The organism is Lactiplantibacillus pingfangensis (genome assembly GCF_005404945.1).
GTDB classification, from domain to species: Bacteria; Bacillota; Bacilli; order Lactobacillales; family Lactobacillaceae; genus Lactiplantibacillus; species Lactiplantibacillus pingfangensis.
Window position 1 is genome coordinate 33,391 of sequence record NZ_BJDG01000014.1, and the last position, 22,322, is coordinate 55,712.

The 22,322-nt window shown below is 45.3% G+C and carries 23 protein-coding genes; 13 read left to right on the forward strand and 10 right to left on the reverse strand.

The features are described from left to right. Positions 1–72 precede the first annotated feature (72 nt). The 3 genes from FFM74_RS07940 to FFM74_RS07950 all read left to right on the forward strand — a co-directional run bounded on the left by FFM74_RS07940 (position 73) and on the right by FFM74_RS07950 (position 2,233). Positions 73–1,017 (forward strand): zinc-binding dehydrogenase, encoded by a 945-nt coding sequence (locus tag FFM74_RS07940; RefSeq protein WP_137626094.1) that lies wholly within the window; start codon positions 73–75, stop codon positions 1,015–1,017. Positions 1,018–1,040: 23 nt separating this feature from the next. Then, the gene (locus FFM74_RS07945; protein WP_137626095.1) at positions 1,041–1,382 is read left to right on the forward strand and encodes an MmcQ/YjbR family DNA-binding protein; all 342 of its coding nucleotides are present in this window, start codon (positions 1,041–1,043) and stop codon (positions 1,380–1,382) included. 65 nt (positions 1,383–1,447) lie between these two features. Continuing rightward, positions 1,448–2,233, forward strand: coding sequence for an alpha/beta fold hydrolase (locus FFM74_RS07950; RefSeq protein WP_137626096.1), 786 nt, complete (start codon positions 1,448–1,450; stop codon positions 2,231–2,233). A 39-nt stretch (positions 2,234–2,272) separates the two neighbouring features. Here FFM74_RS07950 and FFM74_RS07955 read toward each other — a convergent pair whose 3' ends face one another. Further along, on the reverse strand, positions 2,273–2,698 hold the full coding sequence (locus FFM74_RS07955; RefSeq protein WP_137626097.1) for a hypothetical protein: 426 nt from the start codon (positions 2,696–2,698) through the stop codon (positions 2,273–2,275). 184 nt (positions 2,699–2,882) lie between these two features. Here FFM74_RS07955 and FFM74_RS07960 point away from each other — a divergent pair, with 184 nt between their 5' ends. Together FFM74_RS07960 and FFM74_RS07965 are read left to right on the forward strand one after the other, a co-directional pair. After that, positions 2,883–3,173 (forward strand): LasU family protein, encoded by a 291-nt coding sequence (locus tag FFM74_RS07960; protein WP_171000687.1) that lies wholly within the window; start codon positions 2,883–2,885, stop codon positions 3,171–3,173. Between the two features lie 121 nt (positions 3,174–3,294). Beyond that, positions 3,295–3,786: a hypothetical protein gene (locus tag FFM74_RS07965; protein ID WP_137626099.1), complete on the forward strand. Its 492-nt coding sequence runs from the start codon at positions 3,295–3,297 to the stop codon at positions 3,784–3,786. Positions 3,787–4,018: 232 nt separating this feature from the next. On the opposite strand, the gene FFM74_RS07970 is transcribed toward FFM74_RS07965, so the two are convergent. The 3 genes from FFM74_RS07970 to FFM74_RS07980 are packed head-to-tail and all read right to left on the reverse strand — an operon-like array spanning position 4,019 to position 7,124. Next, on the reverse strand, positions 4,019–4,876 hold the full coding sequence (locus tag FFM74_RS07970) for a nucleoside-diphosphate kinase (protein WP_137626100.1): 858 nt from the start codon (positions 4,874–4,876) through the stop codon (positions 4,019–4,021). A gap of 14 nt (positions 4,877–4,890) precedes the next feature. After that, positions 4,891–5,304 carry a helix-turn-helix domain-containing protein gene (locus tag FFM74_RS07975; RefSeq protein ID WP_137626101.1) on the reverse strand — a complete coding sequence of 138 codons (414 nt, stop codon included), beginning with the start codon at positions 5,302–5,304 and terminating at the stop codon, positions 4,891–4,893. A gap of 17 nt (positions 5,305–5,321) precedes the next feature. Beyond that, positions 5,322–7,124, reverse strand: a complete 1,803-nt coding sequence (locus FFM74_RS07980; RefSeq protein ID WP_137626102.1) for a M3 family oligoendopeptidase — start codon at positions 7,122–7,124, stop codon at positions 5,322–5,324. Positions 7,125–7,222: 98 nt separating this feature from the next. On the opposite strand from FFM74_RS07980, the gene FFM74_RS07985 reads away from it, so the two are divergent. The 4 genes from FFM74_RS07985 to FFM74_RS08000 all read left to right on the forward strand — a co-directional run bounded on the left by FFM74_RS07985 (position 7,223) and on the right by FFM74_RS08000 (position 10,136). Beyond that, positions 7,223–8,146 carry an alpha/beta hydrolase gene (locus tag FFM74_RS07985; protein ID WP_137626103.1) on the forward strand — a complete coding sequence of 308 codons (924 nt, stop codon included), beginning with the start codon at positions 7,223–7,225 and terminating at the stop codon, positions 8,144–8,146. A 137-nt stretch (positions 8,147–8,283) separates the two neighbouring features. Then, positions 8,284–8,676, forward strand: a complete 393-nt coding sequence (locus FFM74_RS07990) for a GntR family transcriptional regulator (protein WP_137626104.1) — start codon at positions 8,284–8,286, stop codon at positions 8,674–8,676. After that, on the forward strand, positions 8,654–9,373 hold the full coding sequence (locus FFM74_RS07995) for an ATP-binding cassette domain-containing protein (RefSeq protein ID WP_137626105.1): 720 nt from the start codon (positions 8,654–8,656) through the stop codon (positions 9,371–9,373). Before FFM74_RS07990 ends, FFM74_RS07995 begins: the two co-directional genes overlap by 23 nt. Then, positions 9,360–10,136 (forward strand): ABC transporter permease, encoded by a 777-nt coding sequence (locus FFM74_RS08000; protein ID WP_137626106.1) that lies wholly within the window; start codon positions 9,360–9,362, stop codon positions 10,134–10,136. The genes FFM74_RS07995 and FFM74_RS08000 overlap by 14 nt, the downstream gene beginning before the upstream one ends. A 384-nt stretch (positions 10,137–10,520) precedes the next feature. Here the strand turns inward: FFM74_RS08000 and FFM74_RS08005 are convergent, their stop codons facing one another. From FFM74_RS08005 to FFM74_RS08025, 5 genes are all read right to left on the reverse strand, one after another. Continuing rightward, positions 10,521–10,814 carry a bacteriocin immunity protein gene (locus tag FFM74_RS08005; RefSeq protein WP_137626107.1) on the reverse strand — a complete coding sequence of 98 codons (294 nt, stop codon included), beginning with the start codon at positions 10,812–10,814 and terminating at the stop codon, positions 10,521–10,523. A 121-nt stretch (positions 10,815–10,935) separates the two neighbouring features. Continuing rightward, complete coding sequence (locus tag FFM74_RS08010) at positions 10,936–12,684, reverse strand: 1-deoxy-D-xylulose-5-phosphate synthase (protein ID WP_137626108.1); 1,749 nt, start codon at positions 12,682–12,684, stop codon at positions 10,936–10,938. Between the two features lie 151 nt (positions 12,685–12,835). Next, positions 12,836–13,447 carry a TMEM175 family protein gene (locus FFM74_RS08015; RefSeq protein WP_137626109.1) on the reverse strand — a complete coding sequence of 204 codons (612 nt, stop codon included), beginning with the start codon at positions 13,445–13,447 and terminating at the stop codon, positions 12,836–12,838. Between the two features lie 86 nt (positions 13,448–13,533). Beyond that, positions 13,534–14,448 carry an aspartate carbamoyltransferase gene (pyrB, locus tag FFM74_RS08020; RefSeq protein ID WP_137626110.1) on the reverse strand — a complete coding sequence of 305 codons (915 nt, stop codon included), beginning with the start codon at positions 14,446–14,448 and terminating at the stop codon, positions 13,534–13,536. A 167-nt stretch (positions 14,449–14,615) separates the two neighbouring features. Continuing rightward, complete coding sequence (locus tag FFM74_RS08025) at positions 14,616–16,619, reverse strand: Na+/H+ antiporter (RefSeq protein ID WP_137626111.1); 2,004 nt, start codon at positions 16,617–16,619, stop codon at positions 14,616–14,618. A gap of 210 nt (positions 16,620–16,829) precedes the next feature. Here FFM74_RS08025 and FFM74_RS08030 point away from each other — a divergent pair, with 210 nt between their 5' ends. Both FFM74_RS08030 and FFM74_RS08035 read left to right on the forward strand, forming a co-directional pair. Continuing rightward, the gene (locus tag FFM74_RS08030) at positions 16,830–17,858 is read left to right on the forward strand and encodes a Gfo/Idh/MocA family oxidoreductase (protein WP_137626112.1); all 1,029 of its coding nucleotides are present in this window, start codon (positions 16,830–16,832) and stop codon (positions 17,856–17,858) included. A 4-nt stretch (positions 17,859–17,862) separates the two neighbouring features. Further along, a complete protein-coding gene (locus FFM74_RS08035; RefSeq protein ID WP_137626113.1) occupies positions 17,863–18,840 on the forward strand; it encodes a Gfo/Idh/MocA family protein in 978 nt (325 codons plus the stop codon). Positions 18,841–19,260: 420 nt separating this feature from the next. On the opposite strand, the gene FFM74_RS08040 is transcribed toward FFM74_RS08035, so the two are convergent. Beyond that, entirely contained in the window at positions 19,261–20,124 is an 864-nt protein-coding gene (locus tag FFM74_RS08040; protein WP_137626114.1) for a MurR/RpiR family transcriptional regulator, read from the reverse strand. A 191-nt stretch (positions 20,125–20,315) separates the two neighbouring features. Between FFM74_RS08040 and FFM74_RS08045 the strand changes: the two genes are divergently transcribed. After that, positions 20,316–21,254, forward strand: coding sequence for a LacI family DNA-binding transcriptional regulator (locus tag FFM74_RS08045; RefSeq protein ID WP_137626115.1), 939 nt, complete (start codon positions 20,316–20,318; stop codon positions 21,252–21,254). Positions 21,255–21,269: 15 nt separating this feature from the next. After that, positions 21,270–22,040: an HAD family hydrolase gene (locus tag FFM74_RS08050; RefSeq protein ID WP_137626116.1), complete on the forward strand. Its 771-nt coding sequence runs from the start codon at positions 21,270–21,272 to the stop codon at positions 22,038–22,040. The last annotated feature ends 282 nt before the right edge of the window (positions 22,041–22,322 follow it).

Consider the following 22,322-nt stretch of genomic DNA (forward strand, 5'->3'; position numbering starts at 1 on the left):
TGTAACGTTACGTTATAGCCTATACTTAAGTCATTGATGAAGCAACTTAACTAGAAAATGAGGTAATGAAACATGCGAGCAATTGTCATTGATCAACCAGGCAGTCCCGATGTGATGAAGTTAGTCGATCGGCCAATCCCACAACCGACGAAAAATGAATCAGTCATGCGAATTCATGCGTTTGGTGTGCACCGTTATGAGGTGTTGACGCGAGAAGGTGGGTCACCATCCGTGACCTTTCCACGCGTGATTGGTGTTGAAGCGGTCGGCGAAATTGCGGCTGTTTCTGACAACAGTCCTCTGAAAGTCGGTCAAAAGGTGATTACGATGATGGGTGGTTTGGGGCGTGAAGTCGATGGTAGTTATCAAGACTATGCGCTAATTAATGACCAGCACCTCTTCCCCGTGACTTATACCGGTGATTGGGTTAGCTTAGCGCAGTATCCAGAAAACTTTTACACTGCGATTGGCGCAATTAAGTCATTGGGCTTAAAGGCTGGTCAAACGCTATTAGTTCGTGGTGGGACGACCGCGGTTGGCCTAGCAACGGTGCAGTTAGCGAAAGCCTATGGTCTCAATGTCACGGCGACGACCCGGCGTGAGACCATGACTGATGCACTGGTGGAAAATGGCGCGGATGCGGCTGTTTTAGATGTGAAGAATGCGTTACAGACTGAGCAGTCTTTTGATGGCATCGTCGATATGGTTGGCACGATCACTTTAACGAATTCAATCGCGCATCTCAATCAAGGTGGTCATGTTTGTTTGATTGGGTTATTATCCGGCGAATGGATTATGAAAAATTTCAATCCATTTATTTTGGCCGGCAAGACACTGACGGTGTTTGATTCTACCGAAGTTAAACCGGAGCTAGTGACAGAGATGTTTGACTTAATTGCCAAAGATCAGCTCTCAATTCCGATTGCCAAGGTTTTTAAATTGGATGAGATTAAAGCTGCTCATGAGTATGTGATGGCGAGTCGTGAACTTGGTCAGGTGATTGTGGATAACGATTAGTTTTTGTGAGGATATGAGTTAAAATGATGGCTGCAGATTTGATAAAATTAATTCTTGACCAGACGGATGGCTTTTTGGACTACCCGTTTAATCGCCCTAATCAGCAATCGGGCGTCAGGTTTGCAGTCATCAAGCACCAACAAAATCAAAAAATTATTGCGATGGTGTATCAACAAGCTGGGCAAGTTTTCATTGATGTCAAACTCTCACCACAACAAAGTGAAGAAATTCGGATGTTAAAAGGCGTCCAGCCAGGCCGTCATTTTAATCGGCAGTTTTGGACAACAATCAGTGTTAATGATACGGCGTTATCGGCATTGGAATTAAGTCGTGTGATTGCGGCAAGTGCTGCTTTGACAAGTTAAATGATTGGTTTAGCCGCAATTCTCTGCTAAACTGATAACTATTAATTCTGAAAATGGTGATAATAATGACAACGACTGTCTTTGAAGATGTAATCGTTCGCGCAATTAAATTGGACGATTTACCAGTATTACATGTGTTTGCAGCGAGTCAGGCACAGACTAAACTTCCCACGATTATTGATTATCATGGCTGGACGACACCCACCTCATCTGAATTAGTGGCGAGCTATCAATTGGTTCAAGCTGGATTTCGCGTCATTTTACCAACCGCATATTTGCATGGTAGCCGCAATGACGGCACTGATTTGGACCGGCATCCTGAACACTTTTGGGAAATTGTTGGTCATTCAGTGGCTGAATTTCCACGGCTCGTTGCTGCACTCGTCACGAGTGGGATGAGTGATCCCGATAAGATTGGCGTCATGGGAACTTCGATGGGTGGGATTACTGCGGCAGGTATTATGGCAACGCAGCCAACAGTTGTTGCGGGGGTCTCGTTGATTGGCTCACCGGAACCGGTTGCCTTTGCGAAGGACCAAGTGTCGCAAATCCCGGCCGAGTTATTAGCGCAATTGCCAGCGGAGCTATTGACTAAGACCTATGCTCAGATTGGTCAATTTGATTTATCGCAACAGGTTGAGCGTTTAGCGGGTCGGCCAATGTTCTTCTTTAATGGCACTGCCGATACGATGGTACCTTATAAATACGTTGATGATTTTGAACGACGTTTTTCGGGAAACGCTGCTTTGCAACAAACTATTTTCAAACATGCCACGGGCGGGACGCATCATGTGCCCCATAAGATGCATCAGGCCGCGGTTGCCTTTCTGAAACAACATATTATCGGTTAAAAATAACGGGTCTGGGATTTTTTCCAGGCTCGTTTTAGTTTAGAAATTTTGGGCAGCCTTAATGCCGGCAACTAAAATTAACGACGGCAGGGCTAAGGCCATTAAAACAGTCCGTTCGAGTATTTGAAAGCTTAAATTCATTTTGTCGTCACGTAACTTATTTTTGAAATCCAGATCATATTTGTTCGCAATTGGATTGATGACGTTACCTTGTGAGTATTTGAGCTCAGCAGTTGAAGAGTGGCTGGCCATTGAGTGTGTTTTGAGCTTACCAGTTCGCAAGCGTGGAACCCAAGCCATCAAAATTGGATAGGCAAACAGATATGAAGTGGTTAAATATAAATTAGGCAGATTCCAGATAAACCGAAAACTCCCATCCGGTCGCGCGGTCACAAAATAAAAAATAATGATGAAACCAACTAATCCCCATAAGTAATCTGCAATGAGATGTCCCAATAATCGCATCTGACCCCAACTCCCTTTAGTTGACTGTGAGGCCAGTTTAGACCACTAGTTTGAGGAAGACAACGAAAATTATTAAATTGGTAATTATGCGAACGTTTTGAAAAAGACGAGTCCTGCAAATGATTAGATAACCGTGTGAACTAGGTTAAACTAGGCCTAAACACAAAGAGAGTAGTGATGACGGATGCGTAACCCAGTGGGATGGTTAATCAGTCCAACTTTGATCATGTTTGTCACACTTGGCTATGGGCTGTATTTACGGTGGTTGCGTCAAGCTGAGTGGGAAAATTGGGTTGTCTTTAGCATGGTAGGTTTGGGAATGTATGCGATAATGCTGTTCTTTATCGGCAGGATCGGTAAAGCGATGCGTGGTGAGAAGCATTTTAGTGGTTCTGAAAAATTAATTTATGGCTACTTGGGTGGTCTGTGGGCAGTGATTGTTTTGATTAGTATTTATTTGATGGGACATAATTAAGAATCAACAGTAACCGCGTCATCTCTGGACTTGTGATGGTTTGTGCCCGCGACTTTCAGCAGGTTATTGTAAAGTCTTCGGTGCTATAATTTGAAAAAGTCTTGAAAGTGAGCTGAGGATGATGCACTTAAATCGACCCGTTTCATTTTATCGTCACTTTGATTTTTATCTTGGTCTGTTGATTATTTATCAGGCCTTGATACGACCGGCGGATTATCATAACTTATATATTGTTGGTCTTTCAATTCCAGTTTTGATTCTTGGTATTTTTTGTCTCCTACGGTCGTTTTTTTCATTTCCACTAATCAATGTTCGTACTGCCGATGTGACTCAACGGGTGACTTGGCTACTACCGACAGCGGTTGGATTATTGTTTTTAGTGTTTGGTCAGATTGGTCGGGTTCAACAAAATCCATATTGGGTGATGATGACCTACGTGGGGGCTTTGATGCTGTGCACTTATTCGCTGATTTTATTAGCAGCTAGCGTGCGCACAACTGTTCAACGGCGGGGGGCACCAGATAATATTGCATCGCGCTGGTTTTTCAGTTATTTAGTAGGACTAGTGATAGTCAGTGTCGTGATTTTATTGCGTCTGTTTATGCAAGCTTAGACTCGGCTCATAAAGTGGTTAATAATTATCCTTAAGAAACGGCCGCTTTTTGGTAATCAATACGACAAGTGGTAGTTGACTTGGCCCTGTAAAATTAGATGGTCAATCTTGTTGATATAGCAATGGTTTTCACTAAGCTTAGTTATCAATCCCAATCGAAAGCGATAGTGAGTTGAACGCAAAAATAAGCTGAAACAGTTTGGACTAACCAAACCGTTTCAGCTTATTTTAGTTACTCGACGACGTAGACTTGATCATGGATTAAGTCAAACGGGCGATAGTGACTATTTAATTTTTCAACCGCAGGATCATCACGGTAGTGAGCGTTATCCCAGAACTGTTTAGAACCGGTGGCACCATACTTTTCACCGATACAAATGAGTGGGATTGCGTGATCACTGGCACGCATGGCTTGCAGTAACTCCCAATCCAGCGTGAGTTTGTCCGGAGACCAAGCCATGATCACAAACTTAATTTGGTCGGCATATTTTTTAAACGCACTGATCGCGTCTAACCGGTCAATCGTTGTAACTGGATGTTTGCCGGTCTCATTGTCGGCTTCTTTCGTCCAAGCCTTAGAGTCGGTCGTGATGATCTTTTGGCTCGGATGCAGCCGACTTAATCCCTTAGAAATATAACCATTGCCGGCCATCACTTCTAGAACCGGGCCGTTGCCGATAAAATCGGCTAAGTCTTTCAGGAAAGGGGCACTGATATAAGCCCACATGCCGTATTGATCTTCAAGGTAGTCACGAAAGTCACGCAGCAGTTTGTCGACTGTTGGCAAAGCTGCCGAAAGTCGCTGCCATTCTGCGTCACCAGCGGGATCATGTAACGGATATTTTGCATTGATGCGGGCAACCAATTGCGCTTGAAAGTTGTCTGGGACTTCTAACAAGGGTAATTGTTGTGGTGCCAAGCCAGCTGCCATCAAGCGATCGGCTTCCAGCGCATTATTCAGCAAAACGAGAATCTGGGGATCATCTTTGAACAGCTCGCGATAATGATTAAGCTGTTCAATATAGGGCGCTGATTTCGTGGCGTGCTTTTTGCTGCGCTTTTTCAATTGTTTTAATTTCTTGGGATTCATTTGAATGGCAACTCCTAATTGTCAAAGTGTAAATCAAGTTCTTCTTGGCCACTGTCATCAGGTGCGGATCGTTGTTGGCGACCGTGCAAGTAGCCATTCATCAACTGAAATAGTTCGTAACGATCCTCACCGGAAAGTGGTTCTTGATTAAAAGTTAACGGTTTGCCGGATAGGAAAATACGGCCTAAATCATAGACTTCTTGATCAGACTGACCAGAGAGATAATCGGTGGTCACGTGGAAGAATTCGGCTAATTTACGGACTTCCAAATAAGAAGGCGTCCGCAAATTGCGCTCCCAGTTGCCGATTTGGGCGGGCGTGTTTTTTCGCGTTAAGTCAGCATCTGGTAAGTGGTTCAAAGCGGTTGCCAGCTCGCCCAAGGTCATCTTCTGCCCGCGGCGCAAGGCACGTAAACGTTCTGGAAACATGTGCACACTTCCTTTCATTATAAGAGTGGCGCTGATAACGCCATAAATTCATCAATATCACGTTTGATTAATGCGACACCGGCTTGCCAAAAATCAGGTTTAGTTAAGTCAACGCCAAGATGCTTTTTTGCCAAGTCTTCGGTGGACATATTAGCGGTGTCACGTAATAGTGCAATGTAATGGTCTTCAAACTGCGCATCTTGCTTCGCTTGCGCATAAATGCCAAGGCTAAATAAATAGCCAAAGGTGTAGGGAAAATTGTAGAACGGCACGTCTGAAATATAAAAATGCAACTTGCTTGCCCAAAACATCGGATGGTACGTGGTGAGGGCATTATCATAGGCGCTTTTTTGTGCTTGTAACATTAATGCCGACAGCTCCGCTGGGGTGACGACATGTTGCAGACGCGCTTGATAAAACTGAGTTTCAAATAAGTAGCGGGCATGGATGTCCAAGAACATTGCTAACGGATTTTGCATCTTGGCATCTAACAAGTTCAATTTAGTTGCGGTGTCACTGGTTGCTTTGACGTTGGCATCCGCGACGATAAGTTCTGCGAATGTCGACGCCGTTTCGGCAACGTTCATGGCATAGTCCTGCCGCCAAAATGGCAAATCTTTAATGACATCCGCATGAAAGGCGTGCCCCAATTCATGTGCGAGGGTGGCCGTATCATTCGGTGATCCGGTAAAGGTCATGAAGATCCGGGATTCCTTAGTTTCTGGTAAGTTGTCCATGTAGCCACCGGGACGCTTATTGGGACGATTTTCAGCTTCAATCCAGCGATGCGCAAATGCGTATTTTGCCAACTGTGCCATCTTCGGGCTGAATTTTTGAAAATTACTAATGACAAAGGCCGCGGCTTCATCGTAGGTCTGGCTGTTGGTCGCTGTTCCTAAGGTCAAAGGTGCCTCTAAATCTTGCCAATCAACTTGTTGTTTACCCATCAAGACCGCTTTTCGTTGCAAATAATGCAGTAGCATCTGTTTGTTACGATCAACGACGTCGTACATCGTGTCTAAGGTTTCTTGGCTCATGCGATTGAGTTCAAGTGGTTTTTGTAAAAAGTTGGTCGTGCCGTGTGCCTTATAAGCTTGCAGTCGGAAGCCAGCTAGATGATTCAAGGTGTCGGCGATTGGTGCGGCATTTTGTTGCCAAGCTTGCTCCCAATTTGCCATTAAGTCGGTCCGTTGTTCATTCGGCATTGCGGCGGCTAGCATGTTTTGGGCTTGCCCAGCTGAGAGCAGTTTAGTTTGACCGGTCTGATCGGTGTACTTGATCTGCATTTGACTGACCAAGGTATCATAATGGTCGCTCCAACCTTGAAAACCATCGACAGCTAAGTTATTGATCAAGGCTTCTGTTTGACTGTCGAGAAGCGCTAAGCCTTGTTGCCGCATTTCGGTGAGATTGAAAGCCAACGACTGGAGTTCCGGCTGCGCAATCAGCTTCGCAAACGTCGCTTGTGAGAGTTGAACCAGCTGCTTTTTGAATTGTGTCATTAACTTTTGCTGGTCATTATCTAGTTGGTACAACTGGTTGAGCACGATACCGGCTTTAGTATCACGGGCATCTGCGGATTGAATCGCCACGACAAAGACTTCACATTGTGCCAGTCCGGCTTCGATGGTTTGCAACTCAGCCACAATTTGTTGAAACCAATCATAGTCAGGTGTATCGGCGTCGGCGCGCCAATTAGCCAAGGTCGTTTCTGCTTCGTGTAACTGTTGTTTAATGGTGGTTAACTTTGTTTTAAGTGCCGGCGAGTCAATGCCGCCCGGGAAAATGCTGTCCAAGTCCCACGTTTCCGAATAATGCATGGCAACCCCTCCAAAATGTTTTCTAGTTATCTTCAATTATAAACGTTATTATGTTGGTAGTGGCAATATTTCTATCAGAATCTGAGGTTGAAGCGATAATGAAAAAATGGTTGATTACAATTGGGGTCTTGGTCATCATTCTCATTGGCGGGCTAATTGGGGCTGGCAGTTACTTTTACCATGTCGCCATTGCTCGCGGTGACAAGTCTTTTGTAACCCAAAGCACCAAACTTTCTAAAAAAAGTCAGGTGTATGCGGAAAAGTATTGGTATTTGCACGCTAAAAAGCAAACTTGGACCATTAAATCCGCGGATGGGCTAAAGCTCGTTGCCTGGTATTTACCGAAAGCCGGTTCACACAAAACGGTCGTGTTGGCGCACGGCTTTGCTGGCAATAAATCGCTGATGGGTGCTTGGGCGGGAATGTATCACGAATTGGGATACAATGTGCTAGCGCCAGATTCTCGAGCTAGCGGTGCCAGTGCTGGTAACGCAATCGGTTATGGTTGGTTAGAGCGAAAAGATGACTTGCAGTGGGCGCGAACTGTCGTCAAAAGGACCCAGACAACCCAAATTGTCATGAGTGGCATTAGTATGGGGGCGGCTGGGATGACAATGGCCAGTGGTGAAAAGCAAGTGCCACAAATCAAGGCCTATGTGGTTGATAGTCCGTTTACGAGTGCGAAAGCGATTATTAGCTATCAAGCTGGACAGTTGTACCATTTGCCAGCGTTTCCGTTAGTTGACGTGACGAGCGCCATTACGAAATTGCGGGCAGGCTATACCTTTGGTGAAGCAGATGCGGTGACCCAAGTTCGGAAAAATAAGCTACCCATCATGATCATCGCCGGAACCAAAGATGATTTCGTACCAACCCGGATGAGTCGCGATCTCTATCGAAATGCCAAGCAACCGAAAAAGTTGTGGCTGGTTAAAGGTGCCGGGCATACAACGGCAATCGGCCAAAATTATGCGGCGTACAAGCGGCAAGTAGCGCACTTTTTAGCCGAATATGTGAAATAGGTTAGAAGCGTTGCGATATGGCGTGCCAACTGGTGTGTTGACCTAAACACCAGTTGGCACGTCTTTTTTGCTTGTATTTGTTAATTAGTGATGTTATAGTGTAATAGTTAAATAGAACACTAGGGAGGTATAATCCAGTGAAATTTGACGACAAAGTGCCAATTTATTATCAAATTAAAACGTACTTGTATTATGACGTCCTGACTGGAAAGTTAAAACCGGGTGCCAAGTTGCCGGCAGTTCGGCAGTTGGCCGTGGATTTAACGGTTAACGTGAATACGGTTCAGCGCGCCTTGACTGAAATGATTGCTGAAAAGACAATTATTTCACAGCGGGGCAAGGGCAACTTCGTCACGGAAGACCAGGATAAATTAGCGCAATTAAAGGAACAACTCGTGATGTCTCAACTGGCACATGTTTATGATCAGTTGCATCGTTTAAATTTAAGTGATAGTGAAATCGTTGCGAGTTTGCAACGCTATATTGATCAAAAGGGGGCGCCACAAGATGTCGAACGTATTAGCGATTAAAGATTTGGCTTATAAACAAAACCGAAAAACGATTTTAAGCAACGTTGATTTGGAATTAACGACTGGCAAAATTGTTGGGCTGTTAGGCGAAAATGGTGCCGGCAAAACGACACTGATGCGCCTCATTACTGGAAGTGCCAAGGGTAAAGGTGCCATCGAAGTGAGCGGTGACTCCGAGATTGCTAAGCGCAAAAGTCATGTAAGTTTTTCTGAACAATTACATGGGTTTAGTAATGGGTACAAAGTTGACCAAGTCGTCCATTTTTATGAGACCATTTATCCAGATTTTGACCACGCACGTTATGACGCGATGGCTAAATTTTTGCAGGTTGATGGGACTAAAAAATTATCGGCTTTATCCAAAGGGATGAAGGAAAAAGTTGTGATTGCGCTAACCTTGGCTCGTCAGACGGACTTGTATTTGTTAGATGAACCTTTTAGTGGCATTGATAGTATGAGTCGTAAACGAATCATTAGCAGCATTTTGCAATGGAAACCGGATGACGCCACGATTTTGATCAGTGATCATTATGTCACTGAGATCGCGCCCATCTTAGATGAAATCGTTATTGTGAAGGATCATGGTATCGCCACGCATATTGGGGCGGATGCCATTCGTGATGAAAAGGGTATGGAAATCGAAGACTACTATGAGAGTTTATACGAAGATGGAGGTGACGCTGATGACGAAATTTAGTGACTTGTTCAAAGCGATGAGCAGTTCGAAGTTTCGGAGTATTCATCAACTGATGTTGCTAGAATTAGCAGCGGTTGCCGTTTCATCAATCTGGTCACTCATCCGTGGCGACTTTAGCAGTGCAACGCTATTTTATTCGGTGATGGGTTGGTCAATTATCCCGTATTTGGTGTCGTTTGTGTTGTTGGCCGTCCGTAATGAGCAAGCCTTTACGCGCGATACGTTTCGGCTAGCACCGATCAGTGATGGCTTATTTTACGCCGCCAACTTGTTATCAACCGTTGTCAGCTTTCTATACTTGTTAGTCTTACAGTTGGTTCTCATGGCGGTCACTGGCTTGATTGGCTGGTCAATGTTATCGTCGATGTATGACAATATGCAAATGAGCTTACAATATAGCGACTTGGGCTCAAATCCAGTGGGCGTTTGCCTTGGAATGTTAACCGTCATGTTGGTCATCTATTTGCTGGCATGGAGCACGGTCTCGTTAGTCCATCTGATTACGAGTGCCGCTAGCAATTATTTGCCACGGGCACGGCAACGCATTGTTAATGGCATCGTTTATGTGGTCATGATTCTAATCACCTTTAGAGTTGTGAGTTACTTGATGGGTCAAATTGCTTGGATGTCTTCTTCACTCATGGGTGGCACGACCGTCAGCTCTTGGTGGATTGGCGTTTTAATCATGATTTTGATTATTGCGATTGAAACGGTTGCTAATATTTTCTTGTTAAATAAGTGGGTCGAAACAACGACCAATTAAGGTTAGTATGCCTGTGTCAATAACCAGCTAATACAGATTAATTAGCAGCTGTTACTTCCGGTTGGGACTGAGAACATGCGGTCGTGGGACCGGTCCAAGCCAAGAACGTCTTGGACCTCGCCCGGAACCCTTGCCAAAAGCGCAAGTGTCCCGGACCGTCCGTGGCGTAACGTCGGCAAAAACCGCCGATGCAACGCCACCATCACGACCGATGTTCTCAGTCCCAGCCTTCAGCTATTAAGCACAGCGATTCTGACTGACGGAGCGCCCAACACGAGTTCATATAGTCCTGTTCACGTTTCTTTTCAGTCTCGTAACCTTTAGTACCTAAATAAAATGCTGGTCCAAGTTCTCATTGAGAATTTTGGACCAGCATTTTTTTAGTTAATCATTAGTTGGTGCTGCATAGGGTTTCTGTGCTGAGATGCCAGGAGCTGCGAGTACGGTTGCTTGATAAAGTGGATCTAAGGCTTTGGGGCCGTGTAAATGTCCCATTCCCCAGAGTCGTAAGGCTTGATTCAAGTCACCCGCAACTTGGTGGAAATCTTTGCCTTGTTCTAATAATGTCGCATGTTTGAGTAATAGGCCGTTTAGCTCAGCATCTCCGCGAATTTCTGGATCGTTATCTGCTGTGCTGATTGCTTGCATTAAGGCTGCCGCCGTAATTCCTTTTGTCATGTGTATCCCCCCTGGCTAAAAGTATATCGGGGAGAGACCTGAAATGCAATGCTTACTGTCAATTGATAACTGACAGTTGTACAGCTTTTTTCAGTAGCATGATAGTGCGAGCCGGTTGAGACTAGTGCAGGTTTTTGCTAATTTCAGCAACGAGCTGTTCGGGAGTCAATTTAGCCTCCTGCCAAAGTTCAGCAGAAGTTTCGCGGTCGTTGAACCGCTTAGCGGCGCCAAAATTCAATACATGCATGTCGGTATTGCCATAAAAGCTCGCAATCTTTTCACCAAATCCACCGCTTAGACTGGCTTCTTCTAAGGTGACGACGAGTTGATGATCAGCCAATAGTTGTGTCAAAGTATCTTTGTCCAAAGCAGAAAGGTTCCGTGGCGCATAGACACTGGCGTTAACTTGTTGTTTAGCCAATTGTTTTTGCACTGTTTCTGCAAGTGGCAACAAGCTCCCAACGCCGAGTAAGGCGACTTGTTGACCGGCATGGATTTGAGCCATGCGGGTGACGTCAAAATCAGTCAATGGCGCTGAATGGACACCGTTTCCTGGGACTCGAATCGCCACAGGACCGGCATTTTGATGGAGTGCCCAATGCATCATGGCGGCAAGTTCTTCCTTCGTGGTTGCGGCCAAATAAGTTAGCCCGGGAATATTTGACAGCATTGCGATATCGAACGTCCCTTGATGGGTCGGGTCGCCAGCACTGATGTTGCCTCCTGTAACCATGATCGTGACGGGCAACTTGTTGATCCCGAGGTCATGGGACAATTGGTCGTAAGCACGTTGCAGAAAAGTCCCAGAATGGAAGACAATTGGCCGCAGACCTTGTTGTGCTTGACCAGCCGCAAAGCTGATGGATTCTTGTTCGGCGATACCGACATCGAAATAGCGTTCGGGATGGTTACGGCCGAAACGTTTCAAATCGTAAGCTCCAGGAATCGCCGCCGTAATGGCTGTAATGGGCGTGTGAAGCTCAGTCAATTCAGTTTCTAATGTGGCGTGAATGGTGTCATTATAGCTTTCGCTAGTATCTGGATGCAACGATTCACCAGTCGCTAACTCGAAGGGAACATGCCAATGAAAAGCTTCCTTGTTGGCAATGGCGGGCGCATAACCACGGCCCTTTTCCGTGTGAACGTGCAACACCACGGGATGATCAATATCTTTGATGTCTTTGAAGGCGGTGAGCATCGTTGCCAAGTCATTGCCATCCGCAACATAGCGATAATCTAAGCCCATCGCCTTAAAAAGATTATTTTTGGCTTGACCATTTGACTCGCGAAGTTGTTTTAAATTCGTGTAAAGGCCACCGTGGTCTTCGGCGATTGACATGCCATTATCGTTTACTAAAATAATCAAATTGGAAGTCAAGGTTGCCGCGGTATTAAGTCCTTCAAGGGCCAAGCCGCCAGAGAGTGAGCCATCACCGATCACGGCCATCACATTGCCAGATTGGTGTTGTAAGTCGCGGGCGACAGCCATACCAGTGGCTAACGCAATCGAAGTCGAAGTATGGCCAATGTTGAAATAGTCATGGGGACTCTCTTCGGGAGCGGTATAGCCGCTGACATCATCATAGTGGTCAGGATCGAGCCAAGCCTGTTTACGACCGGTCAGAATCTTATGCGTATAAGACTGGTGTGAGACATCCCAGACGACTTTATCAATCGGGGAATTAAAAATTGTGTGAAAGGCAATCGTCAGCTCGACCACGCCTAAATTTGGCCCAACATGGCCGCCAGTTTGGCTGACCTTGTTCAGTAAGACCGTCCGAATTTCAGTGGCTAGTTGGGTTAATTCTGGTAATGCTAGCGTTTTTAAGTCCGCTGGTGAATTAATTGTATCTAAAATAGGAGTTTCCATTAGTTTATCGCTCACTTTCAAATGATCATTATGCTTTGATGATCATAGCTTAGCACCTTATAGTAGGTCTAAGACAAGCCAACCAGCGAAAAAATCAGCACTAATTGTCAGTGACGACAGCTAGTCCTGATTTTAACAAAAAATAACGACTTCAATTAAATGGGTGTTGCTTAAGTTGTCGCAAGAACCGCGTTGTGATGACTCGAAAGGCCAGACCTGCGGCGATCATTAGGAGAATCAGATGGGGGACAGTTAGACTCACGAGGAGGTATAAGCCACTAATGATGACCATCATTTTGACTGACCGATATTCTTCGCGGTCATGCGACGACAACTGCTGTAGCGGCTTTAAGTTGGCCCGAATCACACGATGAAACATGCTCAACTGGAGAATATCAACGGCAGCAATCACGACGGCAAACGCAATCGCACTGTAACTGGACGTCTGGCTGTCTTTCAGCCAAGCCGTTACGAAAGGGATGAGACAAATCAACGAGAGATAACAGTTGTTGAGAATGTAGATTCCCGTTGGTAAGTTGGCGTTGCGGTCGAAGAGTTCCTGATGATATTGCCAGTATTGGGCAACCACAGCGAAGCTAATGAGATAGGTGAAAATTTCTTGAAGCAGTAACCATACAGCCGGCGTTGAAAGGGGGCCGGTTGGGACTTTGATTGCCAAGACCATAATCGTTAAAACAACCGCGAACACCCCGTCTGAAATCGCGACTAACCGGTTCTTGGAATTTTGAAATAACACCACCATCACCCACCATTTAATTGATTGCTTTCAGTTTACCTGAATTGCGCGGTGAAGACAGTGATCCACAGTTGGTAGCGTTAGTGACGTTACTAATGTTTTTGGGCTAGTAAATAGGCGATTAAAGCCATCCGAACAAAGCGGCCTGCTTTAACTTGATCAAAATAATGTGCTTGAGGGAAATGGTCAAAATAAGTGGGCAATTCCTGACCACGAGGCAGTGGATGTAATAATAACGTGTTTGGCGAAAGTAGCTTCTGCTGAGCGGTAGTTAACTGTACCGCATCTTTAACTTGTTCATATTCGTCGGGATTTTCAAAGCGTTCTGCTTGAACTCGCGTCATATAAATGACATCTAATGGGGCGTGGATGTCATCAAAACTGTTGATTTCAATAAAATCAATATTTTTTGCCATGAGTTGTGTACGTAAAGTGACTGGTATTTTTAAGCTTGAATGTGACACAAAAATAAAACGGTTTTGTCCATATTGCAACAATGCTTGAACTAAGGAGTGAACGGTTCGACCGTATTTGAGATCACCTGCAAAGGCAAGCGTGAGGTGATTAAGCCGATGTTTATATTGGGTAATCGCTGCTAGATCAGCCAAAGTTTGGGTTGGGTGCAAGTGATCGCCGTCGCCAGCATTGATGACCGGGACACTAGCGTACTTTGCTGCCAGTTCAGCAGCACCGGCTTGTGGATGACGTAAGACAATAATATCAGCGTATTGCGAGACGACGCGGATGGTGTCAATTAGTGACTCACCTTTGGTTGTTGAAGTTGACAGGCTGGATTCAAAGCCTAAAACGGTTCCACCAAGACTGTGCATTGCAGATGTAAAACTCAAACGTGTTCGAGTGCTAGGTTCAAAAAACAACGTTGCCAATTGTTGATGGCGGGCCAAGGATTGAAAGTTTTCTGGTGTTTGTGCCATCAGCTGGGCACGCTGAATTAGGTTATTGATTGTTTCGATGGCTAGATCCTCAGTTGTCAAAAAATGTTGCATCTTGCACCCCCATATTTGAGTCATACGTTACACTGACTGTGTCAAGATTTGATAGTCATTCTGTAAAGAATCTGTATAAAAAATGACGCTGGCAATTTGCCGGCGTCATTTTACATTTCAGAGAAAATCGAGCTTGAGGTAGGAAAGCAGCAACCTTCTGTCATTTTCTAGTCTGCATTGACTGATTGCAGATAAACTAATTGATCGGTGGAGATTTGTTCGTACAATTGATTGCCTAAATCATGGCTGATTTTCTTCGTTGCCATTTGTGCTTGAATATAGTTGTATTCTAGTTGAAAGGCTTCAATGAGTAATTCATTTTGTGCCTCTTGAAAATCGCGGGTGCCGGATAAACGCCGGTGACGTTCATCGTAGGCTCGACGAACAATCCCGATGGCTTGGCGGTTATCATTAGTGTACTGATCGTTTAAATAACTGACGACGGCGTTGTAGGGTTCACGCTCAACGTCGCGCATTTGCTGCCAAACTTGGCGGTTACGTTCAATCATCTGTTCACGAGTGATGCCACTTTGTTTGAATTGGTGCATCGCCCGGCGACGCGCACGTCCCTTTTTGGAAAGGGAGAACCGACCAAAGATGACAAATTTAAAAAAGAGCCGCAAGCGTTGCCAGAAGGATTGTTGATTTTGAAGCCGTGTTTGACTGGCGATGCGCATGTACTTCTCGCCAAGGCCGGCGTCTATTTTGCCGCTTGCAATCATTTGATCAACGGTTTTTTGTTCCAAGTCGAAGGCGTCATCAAAGAGTTGATTGAGCTGGGCGCGGTCGGCGTGGCCATCGAGTGCCCGTTGACCTTCCAAAATCATGATGACTTCACTGGCATTAGGACTGTCGCCATAACGCGCATGAATCATGTGAATGGCGTTTGTGACCATGTTGACTTTGGCATTGGCTAAATCTTCGTCACTGACTTTTTCGACCTGTTTTGGTAAAAGTAGTGGCAAGACTAGGGTTGGCACGAGCAGGCTGGTCAAAATGACCACCGCGGCGACGAAAATTAAGTCGTTACGATAGGTGAAGGCGTGATTGCCAAGGGTGAGCGGTAAGGAAAAAGCCATTGCTAAGGTGATCGTCCCATGAACACCACTCAAGGCGGCAACGAAGCTATTGACGACTTTGTCATGGTTAGTCCAAGCACGGATTTGAGCAAAGCCAAGTTGAATCCAACAAAAGCGTACCAATGTCATTATCAGGTACAAGAGCAGTCCCAAGCCAACTAAGATGGCGATGGAACTTGTATCGCGTTGTTGTAAATGACTGATGACGCTTGGTAACGAGACCCCAAGTAAGACGAAAACGATCCCATTTAAAATGCTGGCGATAATTGACCAGGTTGTGGACATGACGATTTGTAAACGGGAAGTCGTTAGCCGCAATCGGTTTTGTTGGACACCGTGAATCAGGCCAGTGGCGACAACTGCCAAAATACCAGAAACGCCGAGGCCTTCTGCTAAAAAGTAGACGACAAAGGGGGTTAACAGCGTGTATGGGACGACAACTGATGGCGTGTCGACGCCCATGTTAATCAACATAATTCGCAAGGCAACAATTAGATAGCCGAGAATGATACCGACGATAATGCCGCCGACAAAGACATATAAAAAGTTGCCGATGCCATGCCAGACGGAAAATTGACCGGTAACCAACGCCGCAATCGCCAAGTTAAAGGCGACAATGCCGGAAGCGTCATTGAATAAGGATTCATTTTCCAGCGTATCCATGACATCTTTTGGCACGGAGATCTTGGAAGTTATCGAGGAGACGGCCACGGCGTCAGTTGGCGTGATAATCGCCCCTAATGCGAGCGCTAAAGCCAATGAAAAGGCTGGGATTAGCCAATGAGTGACGACGCCAACGATGAGAATGGTGACAATCGCCAAAACAACGGCTAATGAGAGTGTGGTGCCAAGTTGCCGGGATAACCGACGCACGTTGGTATTCTGCCCATCATTGAACATTAACACTGAAATAATGACGAATAAAAAAACTTCTGGTTCAAGTTCGAAATCTTGATAGAGCGGAATGAGTGACAATACCAATCCGGCAGCAATTTGAAGAAAAGCGACCGGTAATAAGGTGAACCGTGAATAGACGGCATTGGCAGCCACGACCGCGGCAATCAAGAGTAAGACTAAGAAGACGGTTTGCAAACTGGGATCCTCCAGACAATTAGTTAATTTGTTTAATTTTACCGCAATTCGCAATCGTCGGGTATTAATAACGCGTTGAACCGCATGTTCAAAAATTTCGGTTGCCTAGCATGAAACCTGAACTTGCACACCCGTTTATGTCAAAATGCTTGGTTCGACTAGCGGAGTCGGTATAATGAAGACATCAAGTCAATTTGGAGGAATCACGCGATGCTAACTATTGCTTATTTGGGTAACGGGAAAAGTGCGAATCGGTATCATTTACCATTCGCATTGAAATTGAAAGATAAAATTAAGGTCAAGACGATCTATTCACGGTCCGGTCGCCAAGACTGGACGCCAATTCCGGGTGTGACCTATACGACGGATATTAATGATATTTATGCGGATCCGGAGATTCAATTAGTCGTGGTTTCAACCCCCAGTAGTACGCATTACCAACTGGCAAAAGATGTGCTGACTCATGGCAAGAATGTTCTGGTCGAAAAACCATTCACCGAAACTTCCGCCGAGGCCAAGGAACTATTTGCGCTCGCTAAGGAGAAGGGGCTTCTCATCCAATGTTATCAGAACCGCCGTTATGACTCGGATTTTCTGACGGTTCAAAAAGTGATTGAAAGTGGCAAACTGGGTGACTTGTTGGAGCTGGAAATGTCTTTTGATTATTTTCGTCCAGAAGTCCCGACCGCTGTCGATCAATTTTCATTAAACACCAGTTATTTATATGGGCATGCTTGCCACACGCTCGATCAAGTGATTTCATACTTTGGCCGGCCTGATGCGGTTCATTATGATGTGCGTCAATTATTAGGCCAGGGCCGGATGAATGACTATTTTGACTTGGATTTGGCATACGGCGCGTTGAAAGTGTCGGTGAAATCTAGTTATTTCCGTATTAAATCCCGACCAAGTTTTGTCGTATATGGTAAAAATGGCATGTTTGAAAAGGTAACCAAAGATCGTCAAGAAACCGATCTCAAACATTTTTATTTGCCAGATCATGCGGATTTTGGCATTGATCGTCCAGAAGATTACGGCACGCTGACCTATATGGATGCGGACAACCACTATCATGAAGAAAAAGTTGTTTCCGAAGTTGGTGATTACAGTCGCGTCTACGCTGGTCTGTATGAAGCAATTATCAATGGGCAACCGAAGACCGTTAAAGACGAAGAAACCATTTTACAAATTGAGATGCTTGAAAAAGGCATTCAGGAAATGAAACATAGTGAGGTGTAAGCAGATGCGATTAGGGATTTTAGGTACCGGAAAAATTGTACAAGACTTTTTGACCATGATTGGTGACTTGCCAGCAATCGAATTGACGGCAATTTTGAGCACGCCGCATAGTCTCGACCATGCCCACGAGTTACAACTGAATTATGGCATTGGACAAGTTTATACCGATTATGCCGACTTGTTGGCGGATGACCAAGTTGAGACGGTGTATGTCGCGTTGCCAAATTCATTGCACTACGAGTTTAGTAAGCAGGCCTTGTTAGCAGGCAAAAATGTTATTTGCGAAAAACCGTTTACGTTAAATTCAAGTCAATTCGCTGAATTGGAAAAGCTGGCGCTCGCCAAAGACTTGGTTTTAATTGAAGCTATCACGAATCAATACTTGCCAAATTACCAACGAATTCAAGCAGAATTGCCAAAACTCGGGGCACTGAAAATTGTGGATTGTAATTATTCACAATACTCGTCACGTTATGACCGATTCAAGCAAGGAATTGTGTTGCCCGCCTTTAATCCAAAATTAGGCGGTGGGGCCTTGATGGATTTGAACATTTACAACATTCACTTTGTTGTCGGCTTATTAGGTCAGCCCCAAGCGGTGCATTATGCCGCCAATGTTGAACGTGGGATTGATACTTCCGGTATCTTAACGCTGACTTATCCGGACACGCAGGTCGTGTGCATTGGTGCGAAGGATTGTGCAGCGCCCATTAAATCAACCCTTCAAGGTAATCAAGGGTCGATTGTGGTAGCTGGCCCCACTAATACCGTCGAAAGTTTCACTGAAACGGCCAACGGTGGTGATCCACAGTCAGTGGCATTGAATCGACATCCGCACCGAATGTTTGCCGAGTTTGCCAAGTTTGAACAAGTGATTGCGACCCATGACATGGCCTTTGTAAAGCAACAATTGCAACATTCTAAGCTAGTCATGGCCGTCGTCGATGCCGCATTAGCGGATGCGGGGATTACGTTAGGTTAATCAGTGGTTGCCTGAAAAGGTGGGGAACATTAGCCCATACAGATTAGTTAACGGCTATCGCTTCCGGTTGGGACTGATCACATGCGGTCGTGGGACCGGTCCAAGCCAGACCCGTCTTGGACCTCGCCCGAAACCCTTGCAAGAATCGCAAGTGTCCCGGCCCGTCCGTGGTGTCGCGTCGGCAAAAACAGCCGATGTAACGCCACCATCACGACCGATGCAATCAGTCCCAACCTACAGCTAATTAGGCCTAGCGGAGATAGACAGAATGTGTCGGTAAGATTGGCTGTTGACAGTACTGGTCACGATTACGATCCTTATGATTGTGTTTACATCAGTCAATTTTAATGGTCAACTATTATCGAAAAAATCGTCCAGAACACTAACCGAGGTTAGGTCGTTGTGGGCGATTTGTCTGTCTTATTTTGTTTGTAGGGGACCATTTTGCATCAGGGCTTGATTCTGTTGTAGCTTAAGGAGATTTTGGCGATAATCGCGTACGTATAAGAGTGAAAATAAGTTGTCCAGCAAATATTCAAAGGCCGCTTGTGAAGCAAAGGTTGCGACTTTGGCGAAATCTTTTTCTGGTTGAACTGAGATGAGCTGCTGTGTTGTCAAGGCAATCAGTGGGGATTGGGCATTGCCCGTCAGCAGGACAGTTGGGATATGCTGTTCGTGAAAGTGGGTCGCAAAGTGTTGATGCGTCGTGGTTGTACCAGCATAGGAAATGAAGACTGCACAATCTTGTGGCGTGACGTTAGCCGCTTGCCAGGCATCATCAGCGTATTCTTCAGCAATGATGGCCAGCTTGTTAATTTTAATCAGTTTATTTTGAAAACTGCGGGCACGCAATTGGGAGTCGCCCTGGGAAAATAAGAAAATTCGATCAGCTTGATCGAGTAATTTAGCGGCAGCTGTTAATTGTGTCGCATCAATTTGGGCATAGGCAGTTTGAATCGTGTTGACAGTAAGATCGGCTAGCTTTTTAGCAATCGTCGCGGCAGTATCAGTGGCCTGAAAGGGGAAGTTAGCGTCGACAGTTGTTAAGGCTTGTGATTGTGCGGTCGCCGCCACGGTTAGCGCGTGTTGAAAGTCACGGAAACCGTGATACCCAAGTTTTTGCGCTAATCGAATAATGGCCGAGTGGGACGTATACGTTGCCGCGGCTAAGTCTTTAATATAGAGATTGGCTAGGGTTGGCAAATTGGCAAGAATGTAGTCAGCCAACCGTTTTTCAGTGGTGGTGAAATCAGTTTGTTGCGTTAAAGCATCCAAAATTAACATGCGTACACCTCTTCTAAGTCTATTTTACGAAACTAGTCTGAATGTGCAAGAAAAAGGTTGACCTGGTACCGGTTTCATAAATTATGGTAAGATTGGATGGTGTTGCGACGACGCAACTAGTAAGTGCACTGATTTTTCGTGCAACCAATGGCCGTAAACGTTAGAATATAAGTGATAGGGGTTGAAAGTCGATGACAAATATTCATGATATTGCGCGGTTATCTGGTTACTCGGTTTCGACGGTCTCACGCGTTATCAATCATCAGAAGTATGTTGCCGATGATAAACGGGCCAAGGTTGAAAAAATCATGCATGACTTGGATTACGTGCCGAATCGACTGGCACGTGATTTAAGTAAGGGGCGGACCAAAACGATTGGCGTGGTTTTACCATATGCGAATCATCCGTATTTTGCGCGGGTTGTTGATGGCATCGTGATGGCCGCATTTGAAGCTGGCTATAAAATCACGTTATTACCAACAAATTACGATATGACAGTTGAACGGCAGTATTTAGATCAATTGCGAAGTAAGGCTTACGATGCGCTGATTTTCACGTCGCGGAGCAGTCAACTTGAAACGCTCGAACGTTACCGTAAATACGGTCAGATCGTCTGCTGTGAAGATCCGGGTGATGATCGGCCACTTGCCGCCGCGTATACCGATCGGTTGGGATCATTTGTGAGCGCTTTAAATTGGGCGAAGCAAAGTGGTTATGAAAAAATGGGCGTGGTTTTAAGTCGAAACAATGTGATCAGCGCGAGCACGCGGATGACACGGCAGGCTTACGAGCGTGTTTATGGTCATCTCGAAGATCGCGACTTATTCACCGGAGCGGTCAAGTATGAAGACGGGTATCGCGCTGGGGCTTATTTTGCGAAATTAACGCCGGCCGTGGATGCGGTTTTTGCGAACGGTGACGATATCGCGGCAGGGGTGCATCAATATTATCTTGATCATCAGTTGACCCCACTACCGGTCATTGGACAAGAGAACTTATTATCAAGTCGATTATTAAAATTTTCAACGATTGATCATCACTTAGAAGCCTTAGGACAGGCAGCGTTTCGATTGGCGACGGCGCAATCGACGACGCATGAGTTGATTAAATCAGACTTTATCAAGCGGTAAGCTGGAGGATTAGTTATGGGTGCGAAATTAGCGGTTTTTGATATCGATGATACTTTATTAGATACCAATAAAAAATTATTACCAAGTACGATTACGAGTATTGAAAAATTAAAACAACAAGAGATCAACGTGGCAATTGCAACTGGACGGAATTATGCCATGGCTAAAAAAGTGATTCAGGAATTAGATTTACGCGACTTTGTGTTGTGCAACGGGTCAGCGGCGTTCGCAAATCATGAGCAGGTGTATCGGCACACGTTATCACGCGATAATATGATTAAACTGATTGATTCTGCCGATCAAGCCAATCTTGATATTGTGGTGGAATCAATTGATGGCTTGCATGCCCATCGTCACCCTTCACTCGGAACGCAGGAAGTTTTGGAAACGTTCCGAGCACCAGAACTGGATTACGCCCCGGATTATCATTTAACACACGATGTTTATCAAGCGATGATGTTTTATACTGTCGATCAAGATAAGTTATTAACACATCCCGATGAATTTTCATTTGTTCGTTTCCATGACCGCGGTGTCGATGTGATTCCGAAGGTTGGGTCAAAAGCACAAGGCATTGCGAAGTTAGCCGCATCTTTGAACGTCGCACCAGCCGATGTTGTGGCTTTCGGTGACGGACAAAATGACCGTGAAATGTTAGCCAGTGCTGGCATCGGGATTGCGATGGGAAACGCTTCGGATGAAGTCAAGACCCACGCTGACCGTGTCACGACCGACTGTAATCACGACGGCATTGCCAATGGCTTGAAGGCAATTGGCTGGATTTAAGTCGCAAGATTAGTTTATACAAGCGTAAATAACGACAGCCAGCACCAATACGGTAATGTACCCGTATTAGTGCTGGCTGTCGTTGTCACTTCCGGTTGTTACTGATTGCATGCGGTCGTGGGACCGGTCCAAGCCAAGCACGTCTTGGATCTCGCCCGAAACACTTGCAAAAATTGCATTACTACGACGAAGGATATTGTATATTTTTATCTTTCAACCTTGAGTAACGAACAAGAAATCAAGGCGTTGCTTAAGACTGGTTTGATATTGAATACTGTGGAA